The 16164-nt window shown below is 66.0% G+C and carries 14 protein-coding genes and 1 tRNA gene; 8 read left to right on the forward strand and 7 right to left on the reverse strand.

Annotated elements, in window-relative coordinates; translation table 11 throughout:
• Positions 1 to 14: 14 nt before the first annotated feature.
• Entirely contained in the window at positions 15 to 290 is a 276-nt protein-coding gene (locus VPH47_RS07595) for a polyhydroxyalkanoic acid system family protein (protein ID WP_005417302.1), read from the reverse strand.
• Positions 291 to 416: 126 nt separating this feature from the next.
• On the opposite strand from VPH47_RS07595, the gene VPH47_RS07600 reads away from it, so the two are divergent.
• The 4 genes from VPH47_RS07600 (at position 417) to aroA (ending at position 5160) form a co-directional block, all read left to right on the forward strand.
• Entirely contained in the window at positions 417 to 1223 is an 807-nt protein-coding gene (locus tag VPH47_RS07600; RefSeq protein ID WP_132810424.1) for an FHA domain-containing protein, read from the forward strand.
• Positions 1224 to 1439: 216 nt separating this feature from the next.
• Positions 1440 to 2525, forward strand: a complete 1086-nt coding sequence (serC, locus tag VPH47_RS07605; RefSeq protein ID WP_368850432.1) for a 3-phosphoserine/phosphohydroxythreonine transaminase — start codon at positions 1440 to 1442, stop codon at positions 2523 to 2525.
• A gap of 51 nt (positions 2526 to 2576) precedes the next feature.
• Positions 2577 to 3776, forward strand: coding sequence for a prephenate dehydratase (gene pheA / locus VPH47_RS07610; protein WP_094000930.1), 1200 nt, complete (start codon positions 2577 to 2579; stop codon positions 3774 to 3776).
• Positions 3777 to 3852: 76 nt separating this feature from the next.
• Entirely contained in the window at positions 3853 to 5160 is a 1308-nt protein-coding gene (aroA, locus tag VPH47_RS07615; RefSeq protein ID WP_110712767.1) for a 3-phosphoshikimate 1-carboxyvinyltransferase, read from the forward strand.
• Between the two features lie 196 nt (positions 5161 to 5356).
• Here aroA and VPH47_RS07620 read toward each other — a convergent pair whose 3' ends face one another.
• Together VPH47_RS07620 and VPH47_RS07625 are read right to left on the reverse strand one after the other, a co-directional pair.
• Complete coding sequence (locus VPH47_RS07620) at positions 5357 to 5929, reverse strand: energy transducer TonB (protein WP_153856023.1); 573 nt, start codon at positions 5927 to 5929, stop codon at positions 5357 to 5359.
• Positions 5930 to 6048: 119 nt separating this feature from the next.
• Positions 6049 to 6687 carry an energy transducer TonB gene (locus VPH47_RS07625; RefSeq protein ID WP_110712765.1) on the reverse strand — a complete coding sequence of 213 codons (639 nt, stop codon included), beginning with the start codon at positions 6685 to 6687 and terminating at the stop codon, positions 6049 to 6051.
• Between the two features lie 113 nt (positions 6688 to 6800).
• On the opposite strand from VPH47_RS07625, the gene serS reads away from it, so the two are divergent.
• Positions 6801 to 8081, forward strand: coding sequence for a serine--tRNA ligase (gene serS, locus VPH47_RS07630; protein WP_014647612.1), 1281 nt, complete (start codon positions 6801 to 6803; stop codon positions 8079 to 8081).
• A 214-nt stretch (positions 8082 to 8295) separates the two neighbouring features.
• Here serS and VPH47_RS07635 read toward each other — a convergent pair whose 3' ends face one another.
• Together VPH47_RS07635 and VPH47_RS07640 are read right to left on the reverse strand one after the other, a co-directional pair.
• Positions 8296 to 8646 (reverse strand): ligand-binding protein SH3, encoded by a 351-nt coding sequence (locus tag VPH47_RS07635; RefSeq protein WP_368850433.1) that lies wholly within the window; start codon positions 8644 to 8646, stop codon positions 8296 to 8298.
• A gap of 136 nt (positions 8647 to 8782) precedes the next feature.
• Entirely contained in the window at positions 8783 to 9370 is a 588-nt protein-coding gene (locus tag VPH47_RS07640) for an FMN-dependent NADH-azoreductase (RefSeq protein WP_014037684.1), read from the reverse strand.
• A gap of 127 nt (positions 9371 to 9497) precedes the next feature.
• Between VPH47_RS07640 and VPH47_RS07645 the strand changes: the two genes are divergently transcribed.
• Complete coding sequence (locus tag VPH47_RS07645) at positions 9498 to 10490, forward strand: LysR family transcriptional regulator (RefSeq protein WP_005410175.1); 993 nt, start codon at positions 9498 to 9500, stop codon at positions 10488 to 10490.
• Between the two features lie 55 nt (positions 10491 to 10545).
• Here VPH47_RS07645 and VPH47_RS07650 read toward each other — a convergent pair whose 3' ends face one another.
• Positions 10546 to 11619, reverse strand: a complete 1074-nt coding sequence (locus tag VPH47_RS07650; RefSeq protein ID WP_368850434.1) for a DUF4241 domain-containing protein — start codon at positions 11617 to 11619, stop codon at positions 10546 to 10548.
• A gap of 124 nt (positions 11620 to 11743) precedes the next feature.
• Here VPH47_RS07650 and VPH47_RS07655 point away from each other — a divergent pair.
• Both VPH47_RS07655 and VPH47_RS07660 read left to right on the forward strand, forming a co-directional pair.
• Positions 11744 to 11833: transfer RNA gene (locus VPH47_RS07655), tRNA-Ser, on the forward strand.
• A gap of 464 nt (positions 11834 to 12297) precedes the next feature.
• Entirely contained in the window at positions 12298 to 13254 is a 957-nt protein-coding gene (locus VPH47_RS07660) for an SDR family oxidoreductase (protein ID WP_110712756.1), read from the forward strand.
• Between the two features lie 86 nt (positions 13255 to 13340).
• Here VPH47_RS07660 and VPH47_RS07665 read toward each other — a convergent pair whose 3' ends face one another.
• Entirely contained in the window at positions 13341 to 16130 is a 2790-nt protein-coding gene (locus VPH47_RS07665; protein WP_368850435.1) for a UvrD-helicase domain-containing protein, read from the reverse strand.
• Positions 16131 to 16164: the final 34 nt, after the last annotated feature.

Consider the following 16164-nt stretch of genomic DNA (forward strand, 5'->3'; position numbering starts at 1 on the left):
GCCGCCGCCGGGGTTCAGCCCAGCTTTTCCTTTAGCACGCGCTGGATCTCGCCTTCGACCATGCCCTTCATCGCCGACAGCAGGAAGCCCAGCTTGGCGGTGACGCGCACGGCGCCCGGCTGCAGTTCGATCGCACCGTCCACGCCGCTGCCGGAGAAGTTCAGCACATCGGCGGTCCAGGACGACTTCAGGCCGAAGCGCTCGGACAACTTGGCGGCAACCTGTTCGATCGCGGCGCGCGCCTGTGCGTCGGGCAGGGCGTGGGCGTGGCGGACATCGATGGTGGACATACGGGCTCCTGGCGCAGGGCGGGGATGATCAATAGAGGGCGAGCATTGTGCGCATCGAGGGCCTTCGCGCCAAGCACTCATCGTGGGTTCTTCTTCGTTGGCGACCAACCTGCTAGGCTGCGCCGCGTGCAGAACCTGCTTGTTCACTTCAGTCAACAACAACAGCCCGACCAGCCGCTGCGGCCCGGGGTGCAACGCATCGTGCGCCAGGCCAACGGTAGTGTGCGGCTCGGCGATGCCGGCAACGGTGCCCTTCTGCTGGCGCAGTTCTGCATGGATGATCGCGGCCTCTGGCTGCAGGTCGGTAACGGTATCCGCGGCATCCACGTGAATGGTCGCCCGGTTCGCCGGATGGCCCTGCTGCGTGCAGGCGATGCGGTGTACGTGGATGGCGTGGAAATGGTCCTGCAGGGCGAAGTCGAGAGCCTGCTGCAGGCGCCCGCACCGAAAAACGACGATGGCTCCGATGAGCAGCAGCGGCTGCTGCGCGGCGTCGGCGGGCTGCACCATGGGCGCAGCTATACCCTGTCGCGGGCCCGCCTGATCGGCCGCGGCAACGACGCCGACATCGCCATCGACGATCCTGCGTTCGCCGAACAGCATGCCCGCGTGGAAGTGCACGGCGAGCGCGTGCTGCTGCGTGACCTGGGCAGTGCCGACGGCACCCGGGTCAATGGCGTGGCCGTGCGCCACTGCTGGCTGCAGGCGGGCGACCAGGTGGTGTTCGATGGCCAGCACCGGTTCGTGCTGGAAGTGCCGCACGACCCGCGCCGGCGTCCGCTGCCTGCGGAAGACGAGTCCAGCCAGGAGGCCGAACAGACCCCGGTGCTGCCGGCCGCGCCGCGCAAGGTCCGGCGCTGGCCGTGGCTGCTGGTGAGTGCGCTGCTGCTGGCCGCACTGCTCAGCCTGCTGCTCTGGTTCGGCGCGCGGTGATCTGAATCCGCTGGAGCCGCCTTGGTGGGTGCCGACCTTGGTCGGCACGCTTCTCCGGTGGGCGTGACGCCTGCGGCGTACGCCGACCAAGGTCGGCGACTACCGGCGCCGTGCTGGCGGCCAATGGATTCCAATGAAACCAAATTTCCCTTGCCGCACTAGGCCGCAAGGCTGGTGCACTGCGGCATACTAGGGGTCTTGCCCCACAGGTGTGACATGACGCGCGCGTTCAACTTCAGTGCCGGCCCTGCGACCTTGCCGGAATCGGTCCTGCGCCAGGCGCAGGCGGAAATGCTGGACTGGCACGGTACCGGTGCCTCGATCGTGGAAATGAGCCATCGCGGTGCGGAGTTCATGTCCGTGGCCGCCGAGGCCGAGGCCGACCTGCGTCGCCTGCTCGATATCCCCGAAGACTATGCGGTGCTGTTCCTGTCCGGTGGTGCCACCACCCAGCAGGCGCTGATCCCGCTCAACTTCGCCGCCCCCGGCCAGCGTGCCGACTATGTGGTCAGTGGCCACTGGGGCAAGACCGCGGTCAAGCAGGCCGGTGTCTACATCGACGTCAACATTGCCGCCAGCAGCGAGGCCGATGGCTACCGCACGCTGCCGCCGCGTGCCGACTGGCAGCTCTCACCCGATGCCGCCTACGTGCACATCACCGCCAACGAGACCATCCACGGCGTCGAGTTCCGTGATGTGCCCGACACCGGCAGCGTCCCGCTGATCGCCGACTTCAGCTCGTCCATCGCCAGTGAACCGCTGGATGTGCGCCGCTATGGCGTGATCTACGCCGGCGCGCAGAAGAACCTGGGCCCGGTCGGCATCGCGGTGATGATCATCCGCCGCGACCTGCTCGAGCGCAGCGGCCAGCCGCGTGCGGACATCTTTGATTACCGCTCGCACGTTGCCCGCGATTCGATGCTCAACACCCCGCCGACCTGGAACTGGTATCTGGCTGGCCTGGTGTTCAAGTGGATGCTGGCCGAAGGCGGCGTGGCCGAGTTTGCCAAGCGCAATGCCGCCAAGGCCGCGCTGGTGTACGGCGCCATTGACGGCTCCGGCGGTTTCTATCGCAATGAAGTGGCGCACGCGGCACGTTCGCGGATGAACATCCCGTTCTTCCTGCCCAGTGCCGAGCTCGATGCGCGTTTCGTCGCCGAAGCCAAGGCCGCCGGCCTGCTGGCGTTGAAGGGCCACAAGGTGGTGGGTGGCATCCGCGCCTCGCTGTACAACGCCATGCCGCTGGCCGGGGCCGAGGCGCTGGTCGCCTTCATGGCCGATTTCCAGCAGCGTCACGGCTGAGCAATGAACGGCGCGCACCGTCGGGTGCGTGCCCCGCAACAAGGAATTCCGATGGCAAGCAGCAAATCCAGCAAGAAGGCGCCGAAGAAGGCCGAACCGGCCAAGGACAGCGCGCCCACCAGGGCGAAGGGCAAGTCCAAGGCCGCGTCGAACCCGGCACCCACCCTGGCGCCGCTGGCGCTGGCCGATGTGCGCTCGAAGATCGACCAGATCGACCGCGACATCCAGAGCCTGATCGCCGAGCGCGCGCGTTTCGCCCACCAGGTCGGCAAGGCCAAGGGCAAGCTCGCCGCCGCCGTCGACTACTACCGCCCCGAGCGCGAAGCGCAGGTGCTGCGCATGGTGGTGGACCGCAACGAAGGCCCGCTCAGCGATGAGCTGCTGGTGCACGTCTACCGCGAGATCATGTCGGCCTGCCTGGCCCAGCAGGAGCCGCTGAAGATCGGCTACCTCGGCCCGGAAGGCACCTTCAGCCAGCAGGCCGTGCTCAAGCACTTCGGCCGCTCCGCGCTGGGCCTGCCGATGGCCAGCATCGAAGAAGTGTTCCAGGAAGTGGAAGCGGGCAACGCCGATTTCGGCGTGGTGCCGGTGGAGAATTCGGGGCAGGGCACCATCCAGATCACCCTGGACATGTTCCTGACCTCCAACCTGAAGATCTGTGGCGAAGTGGAACTGCGCGTGCAGCAGTACCTGATGTCGCGCAGTGGCCGGATCGAGGACATCGAGCGCATCTACGCGCACCCGCAGTCGTTCATGCAGACCTCGGCGTGGCTGCGCGCCAACCTGCCGAAGGCCGAGAAGATTCCGGTATCCAGCAACGCCGAAGGTGCGCGCCGTGCGCGCAACGCCGACGACGCGGCGGCCATTGGTGGCGAGAGCGCCGGCCACGTGTACGGCCTGAAGAAGGTGGTCACCAAGCCGATCCAGAACGATGCCGACAACACCACCCGCTTCCTGGTGGTGGGCCGCAACATCTTCCCGACCTCCGGCCACGACCGCACGTCGGTGCTGGTGTTCATCCATGACAAGCCCGGTGCGCTGTTCGACGTGCTCAGCCCGTTCGCCCGCCACGGCATCAGCATGAACCGCATCGAGTCGCGGCCGTCGCACCACGGCAAGTGGGAATACGGCTTCTTCATCGACCTGGCCGGCCACATCGACGATGCGCCGATGCAGGCGGCGCTGGCCGAACTGGAAGCGCACTCGGCGCAGATCAAGGTGCTGGGCTCCTACCCGGTGGCCGTGCCCTGAGTGCTGCCGCGGCGGCCACGGCCGCCGCTCCCTGATGCATCGCCGGCGCTGCTGGCGTTTACGGAATGATCGAACGATGAGCAACGCGCAACACTGGATCGCCCGCAAGGGCCAGCCGCTGCAGGGCAGCCTGACCATTCCCGGCGACAAGTCGGTCTCGCACCGCTCGGTGATGTTCGCCGCGCTGGCCGATGGCACCTCGCATATCGAAGGTTTCCTGGAAGGCGAAGACACCCGCGCCACTGCGCGCATCTTCGGCCAGTTGGGCGTGCGCATCGAAACCCCCAGCCCGTCGCAGCGCATCGTGCATGGTGTGGGTATCGACGGCCTGAAGGCGCCGGATGCGCCGCTGGACTGCGGCAACGCCGGTACCGGCATGCGCCTGTTGGCCGGCCTGCTGGCGGGCCAGGCGTTCGACTGCACGCTGATCGGCGATGAGTCGCTGTCCGGCCGCCCGATGCGCCGTGTCACCGGCCCGCTGTCGCAGATGGGCGCGAAGATCGACACCCAGGACGACGGGACGCCGCCGCTGCACGTGCATGGCGGGCAATCGCTGCACGGCATCGACTTCGCCTCGCCGGTGGCCAGTGCGCAGATCAAGTCGGCGGTACTGCTGGCCGGCTTGTACGCGCAGGGCGAAACCCAGGTGACCGAACCGCACCCGACCCGCGACTACACCGAGCGCATGCTGTCCGCGTTCGGCGTGGACATCGAATTCTCGCCCGGCAAGGCACGCCTGCGTGGTGGTCAGCGCCTGCGCGCTACTGACATCGTGGTGCCGGCCGACTTCTCCTCGGCCGCGTTCTATCTGGTTGCGGCCAGCATCATTCCCGGCTCCGAGCTGCGCCTGAAGCAGGTCGGCCTGAACCCGCGCCGCACCGGCCTGCTGCACGCGCTGCGCTTGATGGGTGCGGACATCACCGAAGAGAATCCGGCCGAGCAGGGCGGTGAACCGGTGGCGGATCTGGTGGTGCGCTACGCTCCGCTGAAGGGGGCACGCATTCCGGAAGCACTGGTGCCGGACATGATCGACGAGTTCCCGGCGCTGTTCGTGGCCGCCGCCGCCGCCGAAGGCCAGACCGTGGTGAGCGGTGCGGCCGAGCTGCGGGTGAAGGAATCCGACCGCCTTGCCGCGATGGCCACCGGCCTGCGCGCGCTGGGCATGCAGGTGGACGAAACCGAAGACGGTGCCACCCTGCACGGCGGTGTGCGCCTGGGCAGCGGGACCATCGAAAGCCACGGTGACCATCGCATCGCCATGGCCTTCGCCATCGCCGGCCAGATCAGTGACGGCGAAGTGCGCATCAACGATATCGCCAACGTCGCTACGTCCTTCCCGGACTTCGATGGCCTGGCGCGCAGCGCCGGGTTCAATCTGGCCTGAAAGGCCACGCCCGGCGGATGACGCAACCCGGTGGGTGCCAACCTCGGTTGGCACGCTCATATCGCCCGGTAGGTGCCAACCTTGGTTGGCATGCTCACATCACCCGGTAGGTGCCGACCTTGGTCGGCACGCTTCTCCGCATAAAAGGACGGAGGCCGAAGCCTCCGTCGAAACATCACGAACCCCTCGTCCGCGATCAACGCTGCTCGGTGCGGAAATCCACCGGGACCCGCACCACGCTTGCTACTGCACGGCCTTCCTGCATCGCCGGCTGGAACTTCCAGTTCTGCACGGTGCTGAGCACCGCACGATCCAGGTCGCGGCTGCGCTCGCCGCTGCGCGAAACGATCGCAGCGTTGGCGACATTGCCACGGGTATCGACATTCAGGCTGGCGATCACGCTGCCCTGCACGCCACTGCGCAGTGCGGCAGCGGGGTAGGTGGGCATGCGGTTGCTGGCCAGCGGGCGCGCTTCGCGATTGCGTATCGCCGGTGCGGCCTTGTGCTGGCGGGAGGCTGGTGCAGCCTGGCGCGTTGCAGGTGCTGCTGCATCGGTCGCCGCAGCCTGCTCAGGGGCGGGCAACATGCGCTCACCGACCGGTGCCGGCGCCACATCCTCCTGGTTGGAATGGCGCAGCCACAGCAGGGCGGCTGCAAACATCGCCACGATCAGCGCGATCCACATCCAGGGCGACGTGGGCTTGTGCTGCACGCTCGAATCCTGCTGCAGCTGCGGCGAATGAAGGTCTTCGTGGGTGGTGGCAGTCATCGCAAACTCCTTCCGTCAACTGACGACGTGGGAAGTGTTGCCCGAGCCATGGACGAGAAGTGTCAGCGTTGCGTCAACGCCACCGGCAGGGTTCAGTTTGCCTGCCGGGAAGCGTTCAGTTACTGCGTCTTGAAGTCGAACGGTACTTCAATGCTGCCGGGCACGGCCTGGCCATTGCTCTGCGCCGGGGTGAAGCGCCAGCGGCGCACGGCATCGGTGGCGGCACGGTCGAGCTCGCGTGAGCCGCTGCGCTGGATCACCGTGGCGTTGTTCGGGTAGCCGGTGGCATCCACATCCACGCGTACCACCACCGTGCCGGTTTCACCTGCGCGCAGGGCGGCGGCGGGGTATGACGGCGGCGGTGACTGGCCAGCAATCGGCATCGGCTGGCTGTTGCCGGTCGCGGCCGGCGCCGCGCCCGGGGCGGCCGGGGCCGGCTCGGCGATCGGGGCGGGTGGCGGCGGAGCGGTTTCGACCAGCTTCGGCGCTTCCTCCTCCACCGGTGCCGGCTTGGCGTCAGGCATGTCGCTGGAACCGGCTGCAGCGGCCAAGGGTTCCGGCAGGGGCTCGACCTGGGCGGTTTCCTGCGGGGTCTGTGCGGCCGGGTCGGCGCGGAAGAACTCCTTGTCACGGCCGGTCAGCCAGACCAGCACGAACAGCAGCATGCCCACGCCGAAGGCGATGCCGGCGATCTTCAGGGCGTTGCGCGGGATATGCACAGTGAACGACTTGGCGGACGACGAGCGGGGTGCAGACATGGACCGGACCAGTACGGAATAGCCCGATTCTGCCACGCCGGGAATGAACCGGGCGGCAGAAATCCGTATAACAAGCGATAATCCCATCCCTGATACCCACCACGACACCTGCCATGCTTGATCCAGCCCTGCTCCGCCACCAGCCCGCCGACCTCGCCGAACGCCTGCGCACCAGCCGCGGCTTCGAGCTCGACGTGTCTGCCCTGGAGTCCCTGGAGGCCGATCGCAAGCGCATCCAGGTGCGGACCCAGGAGCTGCAGAGCCTGCGTAACAGCCGTTCCAAGGCCATCGGCCAGGCCAAGGCGAAGGGCGAGGACGTGTCGGCCATCATGGCCGAGGTCGCTGCCTTCGCCGACGAGCTGAAGGCCTCGGAAGTGGCGCTGGACGAGCTGCGCGAGAAGATCGAAGCGATCTCGATGGGCATTCCGAACCTGCCGGCCGATGACGTGCCTGCCGGTGCCGACGAGAACGACAACGTCGAGCAGGCGCGCTGGGGAACCCCGCGCCAGTTCGACTTCAAGGTGCTCGATCACGTCGAACTGGGCGCCCGCAACGGTTGGCTGGACGGCGAGACCGCCGCCAAGCTGTCCGGCTCGCGCTTCACCGTGCTGCGTGGCCCGATCGCGCGCCTGCACCGCGCCCTGGCCCAGTTCATGGTCGACCTGCACACCGGCGAGCACGGTTATGAGGAAACCAACGTGCCGCTGCTGGTCAACGCCGATTCGCTGCGTGGCACCAGCCAGCTGCCGAAGTTCGAGGACGACCTGTTCAAGACCGCCGTGGGTGATTCCACGCGCTACCTGATCCCGACCTCGGAAGTGCCGCTGACCAACATCGTGCGCGACGAGATCGTCGACGCCGAGCGCCTGCCGCTGCGCATGACCGCCCACTCGATGTGCTTCCGTGCCGAGGCCGGCAGCGGTGGCCGCGACGTGCGCGGCATGATCCGCCAGCATCAGTTCGAGAAGGTCGAGCTGGTCTCGATCAGCCGCCCGGAGGACAGCGACGCCGAACACCAGCGGATGACCCGTTGCGCCGAAGTGGTGCTGGAAAAGCTGGGCCTGCCGTACCGCAAGGTGCTGCTGTGCACCGGCGACATGGGCTTCTCGGCGGTGAAGACCTACGACCTGGAAGTCTGGCTGCCGTCGCAGGAGACGTACCGCGAAATCTCCTCGTGCTCGAACTGTGGTGATTTCCAGGCCCGCCGCATGCAGGCCCGCTGGCGCAACCCGGCCACTGGCAAACCGGAACTGGCGCATACCTTGAACGGTTCGGGCGTGGCGGTGGGCCGCGCGATGATCGCGGTGATGGAGAACTACCAGAACGCCGACGGCAGCATCACCGTACCGGAAGCGCTGCGCCCGTACATGGGTGGCTTGGAAACCATCGGCTGATAGTCGATGGGGTAGGTGCCATGCTTGCATGGCACTGCTCTGGCTCTGGTGGGTGCCATGCTTGCACGGCACTGCTCTGGCTTCGGTGGGTGCCATGCTTGCACGGCACTGCTCTGGCTTCGGTGGGTGCCATGCTTGCATGGCACCATATCCACGCATGGCGTGGATCTACAATGCGGGCTACATCCACGCCATGCGTGGATGTACCGCGCAATCACCCCACAACCCGCACCTTCTCCAACGGCACCCAGCCCGGTTCGCCCGTCTCCGGCACGCACCACGCCCAGCCATTGAGCGTGCGCTGCCCGCGCAGCACCTGCCCGGGATCCACATCCAGTTCCCGCGCGCAGTAATCTTCCGTGGCAAACGCGCCACCCTGCGCATCGCGGCCGATCACCGGCGCCGGCACGAATCCGGGCTGCTGGCCCTCGGCTTCGCACAGGAACCAGTCATCCCAGCCCTCGGGGCCTTCATAACGTTCGCCCACCACCAGCGCCTGCCCGCGGCGCAGGGTGATCGGGTGCGGAAACTCGCTGCGGTGCGCAGTCGTCACGATGTAGTCCATGCCGCAAGCCTAGCGCGTCCAAAAGAAGACGGCCCCGCAAAGCGGGGCCGCCAGGGTGGGCCGGGATGGGGGAGGGGATCCCGGCCCGCGTTCAGCGCCCAGACGAGGAGAGAGGGGCGCTGAACGTTGGAACGCGTTACGCAGCGACGGCTTCATCCGCTGCGTGCGACGGCAGTGCTGCCAGCGCGCCGGCAATGGCGTCTTCACGGTGCTGCGGCGAGTAGGCGATGCCTTCGGCACGCACGAATTCGACTTCGTTGATGCCCATGAAGGCGAACACCTGGCGCAGGAACGGCTCCTGGAAGTCGGCCGGCGAGTCGGTATAGATGCCGCCGCGGCTGCTGGCGATGATCACCCGCTTGCCACCGGCCAGGCCCACCGGGCCGTTCTCGGTGTACTTGAAGGTGCGGCCGGCCACGGCCACGCGGTCGATCCAGGCCTTCAGCGTGGACGGAATGCTGAAGTTGTACATCGGCGCGCCGATCACCACGATGTCGGCCTCCAGGAACTGCTGCATCACCTGTTCAGCGTCGGTCGCCTCGGCGGCATCGGTCTTGGCCAGCGAGCTGCTGCGCAGATGCGGTACCGGATTGGCGTCAAGATCGCGATAATCGACCTGCAGGCCGTCGATCTGGCCCGTGAAGCGGGCGACCACGGCGGCCGACAGCTGGCGCGAGACGGAGTTGTCGCCAAGCACGCTGGCGTCGAGATGCAGAAGCTTCATGGCAGTCACCTATGTTCTGGGAGGAAGGGGCGGGGTGGCCCCGCCGACGGAGAGAACGATAGGTTGTTGCAAAGACGGAATAAAGGTGATTGAATGCCACGTATTGTTCTAGATATGGAACTCGGGCATGCATGACCTGAATGATCTGTACTACTTCGCGATGGTGGTCGACCACGGCGGGTTCGCCGCCGCCGAGCGCGCGCTGGGCATTCCCAAGTCGCGACTGAGCCGCCGCATCAGTCAGCTGGAAACCGACCTGGGCGTGCGCCTGCTGCAGCGCTCCACGCGTCGTTTTGCCGTTACCGACGTGGGCACCAGCGTGCACCGCCATGCGCAGACGATGCTGGCCGAAGCACAGGCCGCCCGCGAAGTGGTGGACCGCCTCAGCGCCGAACCGCGCGGCGTGGTGCGCGCCAGCGTGCCGGTGTCGCTGGCGCAGATGCAGCTGCCCAAGCTGCTGCCCAAGTTCCTTGAGCAGTACCCGAAGGTGCGCCTGCAGTTGAACATCAGCAACCGCCGCGTGGACATCATCAATGAAGGCTACGACGTGGCCCTGCGCGTGCGTTCGCGCCTGGACGACGACGGCAGCCTGGTGATGCGCAGCTTCGGCCAGGTGCAGGAGCTGCTGGTAGCCAGCCCGAAGTACCTGGACCGCGCCGGCCGCCCGAAGGACCCGGAAGAACTGACCCAGCATGTCACCCTGAGCATCAGCGAAGACGAAGCGCGCCAGCGCTGGGAGCTGCATGGCCCGGAAGGCGAAGTGCGCCGGGTCGACCTGCAGCCGCGCGTGGCCGGTTTCGACTTCCCGCTGCTGCAGAGCATGGTGAAGGACGGTTTCGGCATCACCATGCTGCCGGAAACCGTCTGCGCCGACGCCGTGCGCAACGGCGAGCTGGAAGTGGTGCTGCCGGACTGGTCGCTGCCGCAGGGCGTGTGCCATGCCGTGTTCGCCTCGCGCCGCGGCCTGCTGCCGGCGGTACGCGTGTTCATCGACTTCCTGGCCGAGCACCTGCCGCCGCAGCTGGAGGCCTCGCGCCTGGATTGCGGTGGCGCCTGTGAAAAGGCCAAGGAGCGGATCAAGGCCAGTGCACTGGGTGCGCTGGCGGTGGATGCCGGCTGAGAGCGCTGAACGGTAGCGCCGGGCCATGCCCGGCGTTGTTGTTTTCCGGCGCCGATCACTTCCGGCCGAACAGCCGGTCCCAGAAGCTGCGGCGTCGCGGCGCGGCCGGTGGCGGTTCGGCTGCAACGACGGGCGCTTCCAGCACCGCCATCAACTCTGCGCTGCGTGGCTTCTTCAGGAACCGCGCGTAGTCCAGGTAGCTGGTGACCTTGCTCATGTGCAGGCGCTCGGGCATCGCCGGCAATGCACCTCCCTGCAGCAGCACCCGCAATGCCTGCGGACGGTCCAGGCGGATCGCCTCGAACATTGCGGTGCCGCCACAGCCCGGCTCGATCTGGTTGGCGCGCTGCGGCGCGTCCTTCAGCAGGGTGCGCAGTGCCTCTACGTCGTCCCGTTCCACGGCAGCTACCAGCCTGGCCAGCGCCTCGGCTTCCGCAGGTGGCAGGTTGTCCCGGTAGGCCTGATCGGCGATCTCGCGCTCGTCGCGCCCATCACCGCCCTCGATGCAGAGGAAATCGGTGACCAGCGCGACTGGAGTGCCGGACGTATCCAGCGCCCAGTAGCTGGGATAGACGCCATCGCCCCAGCCACTGGTGAATACGACCAGGCCGTGAGGTGAGTCTTCGCCCCACGGACGGTACTCGGCGCCTTCATCGAGGCCCTCGTGGTCGATCAGTGCATCCGACCACGTGTTGTCTTCGTCGCCATCGGCTTGTTCGATCAGGGTCAGCAGCGCCCGCTGGGTGTCTGTATCCATGAAGCAGCCGATGCCGGCGTCGACCGGGTAGCCGATGAAACTGTCCTCATCGAGTCCAGTCAGGTCCTGCGTGGTCCAGCGCGCCATCTGCCAGTGCAGGGCGGACGCGGTGAGCAACTGGCGCGGCTTGAACCAGACCACGGCCAGCGCCGGGCGGCCGCTATGCACGATGACTTCGACCGGGTGCCGGCCCAGCGGGGCAGTGTAGTCAGCCAGCGCGGGTGCCTCGGCCTGGACCAGCGGATCGCAGACCACCAGGTGCCCGCTGCTGACCGGCAGGTGCCCGGCGAAGGTGCGGTGCAGGGCCACCGCAGCCAACTGGGTGTCATCCAGCAGGGTGGTGCGCAGGTTGGCCAGATCGAGATGGGCCATGGCGGCTCCGATTGCAGTGGAGGCCCCACCGTGCCGGATGCGGAGGGCAGGGGCAAGGGTGGTCTTGGGCAAATGCCGTTCACGTGCGAGAATACGCCGCTGCCCGGGCATCCGGGACCCGATTGGAGAGATGGCCGAGCGGTTTAAGGCACCGGTCTTGAAAACCGGCGAAGGGTTAAACCTTCCGTGGGTTCGAATCCCACTCTCTCCGCCAATCATTTCAAAGAGCTTCTGGAAACAGGGGCTTTTTCGTTTCCAGGGTCGTGCCAACCTCGTTCATCGAGAGGCTATGGCGGGTTTCCCGGAGCCATTCCAGCGGCTCGACCAGCCTTTGCGGATCGGAAGGGGCGATGCGAGGGGCGACCGGCCACGGTGATGGGGCTGCGTCGGCGGCCGCCGCAAATCAGGGGGCGCTAACTCTACTTCGAGCAGGAGTGGCTAATTGCTCCAACGATTGTCTCTGAGACGTGGCTGCGTGATGGGTGGCGGTGCTATGCTCCTGCGGTCGAAACGGCAGGCTTGGTCTGGGTAGGCCCAAGCCCTCTCACTGAATCAGGAGAGCTCTGACCACGCCTTCGTGTGGTCCCCGACAGTCCCGCGCCTTGTGCGTTCCACGGGTCTGTCCGGTGCCGACGACTTTGATTCGGCTCGTTCAGACTTCTCTTAAGGAGTGAGTCCATGTCCGTCGAGCCCAACAAACCCATTGTTCTTGTCTTTTTGGCTGCTGGAGTGCAGGGCAGTGCCGTAGTCCGCGCCGCACTGGCACGTGGCTTCTCGGTGCGCGCGCTGGTGCGCGACAAATCTCGCATCTCAGGAATTCCCTTGCCAGATGTCGAATGGATTGAGGCGGACCTGGATAGCGTTGACGCTATGCGAGCGGCCAGCGCTGGAATCCGTCACGCAGTGCTTCAGGTCCCAACTGGTCCGGCAGACGCGATGGTGAAGCATGCGCGGAATGCGGCAGTTGCCCTGTGTAACGCAGAGTTGCAGTCGATGGTGCTTAAGCTCGCCAGTGCCAGTCGACCAGTACCCTGCACGGAGCCTAGCTTTGTCGGCAACTCACGTGTCGAAGGTACTTTAAGAGATGCCGGGCTGGCCTTTGCAACCGTGCGGCCCACCATGTATCTGGACAATCTGCTGAAGCCATCTGCGCTAAGAGAGATCATCCAGGAAGGCGTCTTTGCACCGCCGATTCCGGCGTCACAGCGGATCGCTTGGACTTCAGCGGACGATTGCGCGCGTGCAGCGATCACTCTTCTGGAGCGGGGCGCGACCGGCGACTTCCGTATCGCGGGCATGCAAAGCATGGATGGCGCCGAACTCGCAGCGAGCATTCAAGCAGGTCTGGGCTTGCCCGTCCGCTACCGGGCGCAGCCCATTGAAGCGTTCGAGCGCGATGTTGACAGCGCTATGGGCGTGGGCATGGGGGCACGCATAGGTTCGAAGTTTCGCTACTTTGCGAGCTATCCCGAAGAGGCTGACGCAATCCTGGCCCAGCCTTTCAAGCCTTATCCGGAGCTGCAAGGCTTCGAGCCCTTTTTGGTGCAGAGATGGGTTCGCATGAATCGGCAGTCTTTTCTGCAGAACCCCTCGGGCACTATCGACACCGCCACACACGGCCGTTGCTCGCCTTGATTCATCGCAAAAGGAGCCTCGCTTCGGCGGGGCGCCCCTTCTGATATTGCCCCGTCATGAATTGGGCTGCCATCTTCCTGACGTCTCTATCTCAGTGAAGCCCATCGGACGAGGTCAGATGGCCCGGACTCACGACGCCCACCGTTCGGCTTGTTATGGCACAACGGATAGCTGGAGCACGATCTGAAAGCGCCATGCGGTCCATTCCGGTCCACGAACACCCCCACCTTGCACACCGGGCAGCGCTCTTCGTGGATGGCCGCGCCTGAAATCGCGGTCACTTCCACCGCCCCGTCCTTCACCAGTTCATCCAGGAATGGCGAGTGCTTGCCCTGCAGCGTGAACATCGCCACCGACCGTCGCGCCCGCGTCAGCGCGACATAGAACAAGCGTCGCTCTTCGCTCAGTGGGTAGGCATCACCCTCCGGCATCGCCAGCGAAAGCACCGGATCATCCGACCTCAGGCTCGGGAAGCTGCGATTGATCATGCCCGGCAGGATCACGTAATCCGCCTCGCGCCCCTTCGATCGATGTGCGGTCAGGAACTCGACGTCCATTGTGCTGCCGAAGGCCGTCTTCCAATCCGAAGGCACTGCACCCCGATCCGCGCGGTAGCGCCCCAGGACAAAGACCGTCACGCGCCCAGTGCGACCTTGTGGAACGGCCCCGCACAGCAGCTGCTGGTGCAGCTTGGCGAGGTACTGGCGAACACCATCCTGCACCTCCTCACGGCGGTTCATCTGGAACGCCTGCAGCACCGGGCCCATTGCCGGCGCAGCAGAGCGAACTTCCTTGGTGATCTGCGCGGGGTTGCGGCTGATGAAGCGGCTGGACACATCACACAGCGCCTGCGGGCAACGGAACGTCTGCTCCAGTTTCAGCACCTGGCCATGGCCCATCCACTCGCGGAATCCGGTCATCACCGAAACATCGGCGCCGGCGAAGCGATTGATCGACTGCCAGTCATCGCCCACCGCAAACAGGTGGCGGCCCGGTTGGCTGACCAGGGCGCGGCAGAGGCGGGCGCGGGACCGCGAGGCATCCTGGAACTCGTCCGCCATCACCAGATCGTAGGGCGATGCATAGTGACCCTGTTCCAGCAGCCCGGCCGCCATGTTGAGCATGTCTTCGAAGTCGATGCCACGCTCGTCCGCCAGTGCCTCGTCCCAGGCCTGGAAAACCGGCCCGGCGATTTCCAGGAAGCGCCGGTAGCGTTCCTTGAACTGGTCTTCGGGCATCTGCCGCAGGCGCGCGGCCATAGCGTCCAGCGTCAGGCAGTTGCTCTTGGCATGGGCAATGAAAGTGCGCATCAAGCCGATCAGGTCTGCGTCCGGCATTGGTTTGGCGCCCTGGTCGGGCAGCTCGCGGTCCGGGTTCGGGTCGAGCTCGACGTTGGACTCGTCCAACCTCTCGGCCAGATGGCGCAGGGCGTCTCCGCTGCGCAGGCCATACGAGGTGGTCTCGACAAGAGCCGTGCCACGCGCTGCATGCTGCTCGCGCTTCCAGTGCATACCTTCTGCGTAGTTGGCGAAATGCTTTGGCGGCCGGCCACCGGCATCCAACGCAAAGTGCTCGTGATACAGCCCGGCGTCCGGATAATAGAAATCGGGGCGATACTGGCGATGGGTGTCGGTCGCCGTATCGAATTCGTAGCGCCGTTCGTAGTCGTAGGTCACGCCGTTGTAGAACAGCCAGTCGGCGATGACGCACTCTTCCAGGCTTTTCACCCGCTCACCCTGCAGTGTGCGGATATAGGGCGTGCCATCGCGGTCGTAGCCATCGGCCATCATTTCGACACCGAACGGCGGAAGATCGCGCCCGAACACCAGGCGGAACATATCCCACTGGGTGCGGAAGTGGGTCGAGCGGTCCTTCAGGTCGTCCACCAGTTCGGCAAGCTTGTTGAAGCCCTGCGTCGCGTCGATGGCCCATTCCGGAATGTCGGGTTTGCGTCCCGTTGCCTTGGCGATGATGGCCAGGCCCAGGGCGTGGAAGGTCCGGGCCTCCACCACGGTATCGCCCATGCCGAGCCGGTCGAAGGATTGCTGCGCGCGTTCCTCCAGCTCCTTGGCAGCGTCCTTGTTGAAGGCGAGCATCACGATCCGCTCGGGTTCGACGAAGCCGCGGTCGATGGCATAGGCCGCCTTGGCGACCATCGTGGAGGTCTTGCCGGAGCCGGCCGCGGCCACGACCTGCACGCGGTTGTCGAAGCAGATGACGGCGCGGGCCTGTTCCTCGGTCAGGGGCTTGCTCTCGACCCGGTCGAGGAAGTCCTTGGCCAGCACCTGCTCACGCGTTGCCATGGTCGCGTTGGCGTCGGCCCAGATGGCGGGCCAATCCAGATGCCAGTCATTCAGTGCCTCAAGCGCAACCAGATGGCGGCTGGAGCGCAGGTCGCCGTGCACGTTCGCATCGAGGAACAGACTCTCCAGCTCATCCGGGGAGAGCGGCAGGGCGGGCCGATCAGCCAGCAACGCCTGCTGCTGCTCATGGGTGATCCAGCGTCGGCTGGCGTGACCTCGATCAGTCAGTGCGTCCGCCGCGCTCAACCAGGCTTGGATCTGCTCGAGGATGTCCTCGAACAGGCCCTTGCGCCCACGCGTGCTGCGCGCGAAGAGCAGGGTCCGCACAGCCGCTGCAAGCTGGGACGCTTGCCCGTTGGGCAGGCCGCCCACGGACACGGAACCGCTGTCGGTCTGCAATGAAACGCTGGCCCAGAAAAGCCCAGGAATGACCTGCACGCTGTGATCGTCATCCACGCGCTGCCGGTACTGTTGGCCTGCGATGTTCAGCTCGATGCATTCGCCATCCAGCCGCAACCGCCAGTGTGGCGAGCGTGTCACGCGTTGGCCCCAGCCCGAGGGGCGCCATTCCATAGACATCCAGGTACTGCCTTGCAAGCGTCAACCG

Origin of the sequence: Stenotrophomonas sp. WED208, assembly GCF_040984485.1 — a bacterium.
In the GTDB taxonomy this organism is placed as follows: domain Bacteria; phylum Pseudomonadota; class Gammaproteobacteria; order Xanthomonadales; family Xanthomonadaceae; genus Stenotrophomonas; species Stenotrophomonas riyadhensis.

What these genes read in the sequence shown, in the direction of transcription:
- VPH47_RS07595 (WP_005417302.1), bottom strand. Translation starts at nt 290, where the DNA reads ATGTCCACCATCGATGTCCGCCACGCCCACGCCCTGCCCGACGCACAG.
- serC (WP_368850432.1), top strand. Translation starts at nt 1,440, where the DNA reads ATGACGCGCGCGTTCAACTTCAGTGCCGGCCCTGCGACCTTGCCGGAA.
- pheA (WP_094000930.1), top strand. Translation starts at nt 2,577, where the DNA reads ATGGCAAGCAGCAAATCCAGCAAGAAGGCGCCGAAGAAGGCCGAACCG.
- aroA (WP_110712767.1), top strand. Translation starts at nt 3,853, where the DNA reads ATGAGCAACGCGCAACACTGGATCGCCCGCAAGGGCCAGCCGCTGCAG.
- VPH47_RS07620 (WP_153856023.1), bottom strand. Translation starts at nt 5,929, where the DNA reads ATGACTGCCACCACCCACGAAGACCTTCATTCGCCGCAGCTGCAGCAG.
- VPH47_RS07625 (WP_110712765.1), bottom strand. Translation starts at nt 6,687, where the DNA reads ATGTCTGCACCCCGCTCGTCGTCCGCCAAGTCGTTCACTGTGCATATC.
- serS (WP_014647612.1), top strand. Translation starts at nt 6,801, where the DNA reads ATGCTTGATCCAGCCCTGCTCCGCCACCAGCCCGCCGACCTCGCCGAA.
- VPH47_RS07635 (WP_368850433.1), bottom strand. Translation starts at nt 8,646, where the DNA reads ATGGACTACATCGTGACGACTGCGCACCGCAGCGAGTTTCCGCACCCG.
- VPH47_RS07640 (WP_014037684.1), bottom strand. Translation starts at nt 9,370, where the DNA reads ATGAAGCTTCTGCATCTCGACGCCAGCGTGCTTGGCGACAACTCCGTC.
- VPH47_RS07645 (WP_005410175.1), top strand. Translation starts at nt 9,498, where the DNA reads ATGCATGACCTGAATGATCTGTACTACTTCGCGATGGTGGTCGACCAC.
- VPH47_RS07650 (WP_368850434.1), bottom strand. Translation starts at nt 11,619, where the DNA reads ATGGCCCATCTCGATCTGGCCAACCTGCGCACCACCCTGCTGGATGAC.
- VPH47_RS07660 (WP_110712756.1), top strand. Translation starts at nt 12,298, where the DNA reads ATGTCCGTCGAGCCCAACAAACCCATTGTTCTTGTCTTTTTGGCTGCT.
- VPH47_RS07665 (WP_368850435.1), bottom strand. Translation starts at nt 16,130, where the DNA reads ATGGAATGGCGCCCCTCGGGCTGGGGCCAACGCGTGACACGCTCGCCA.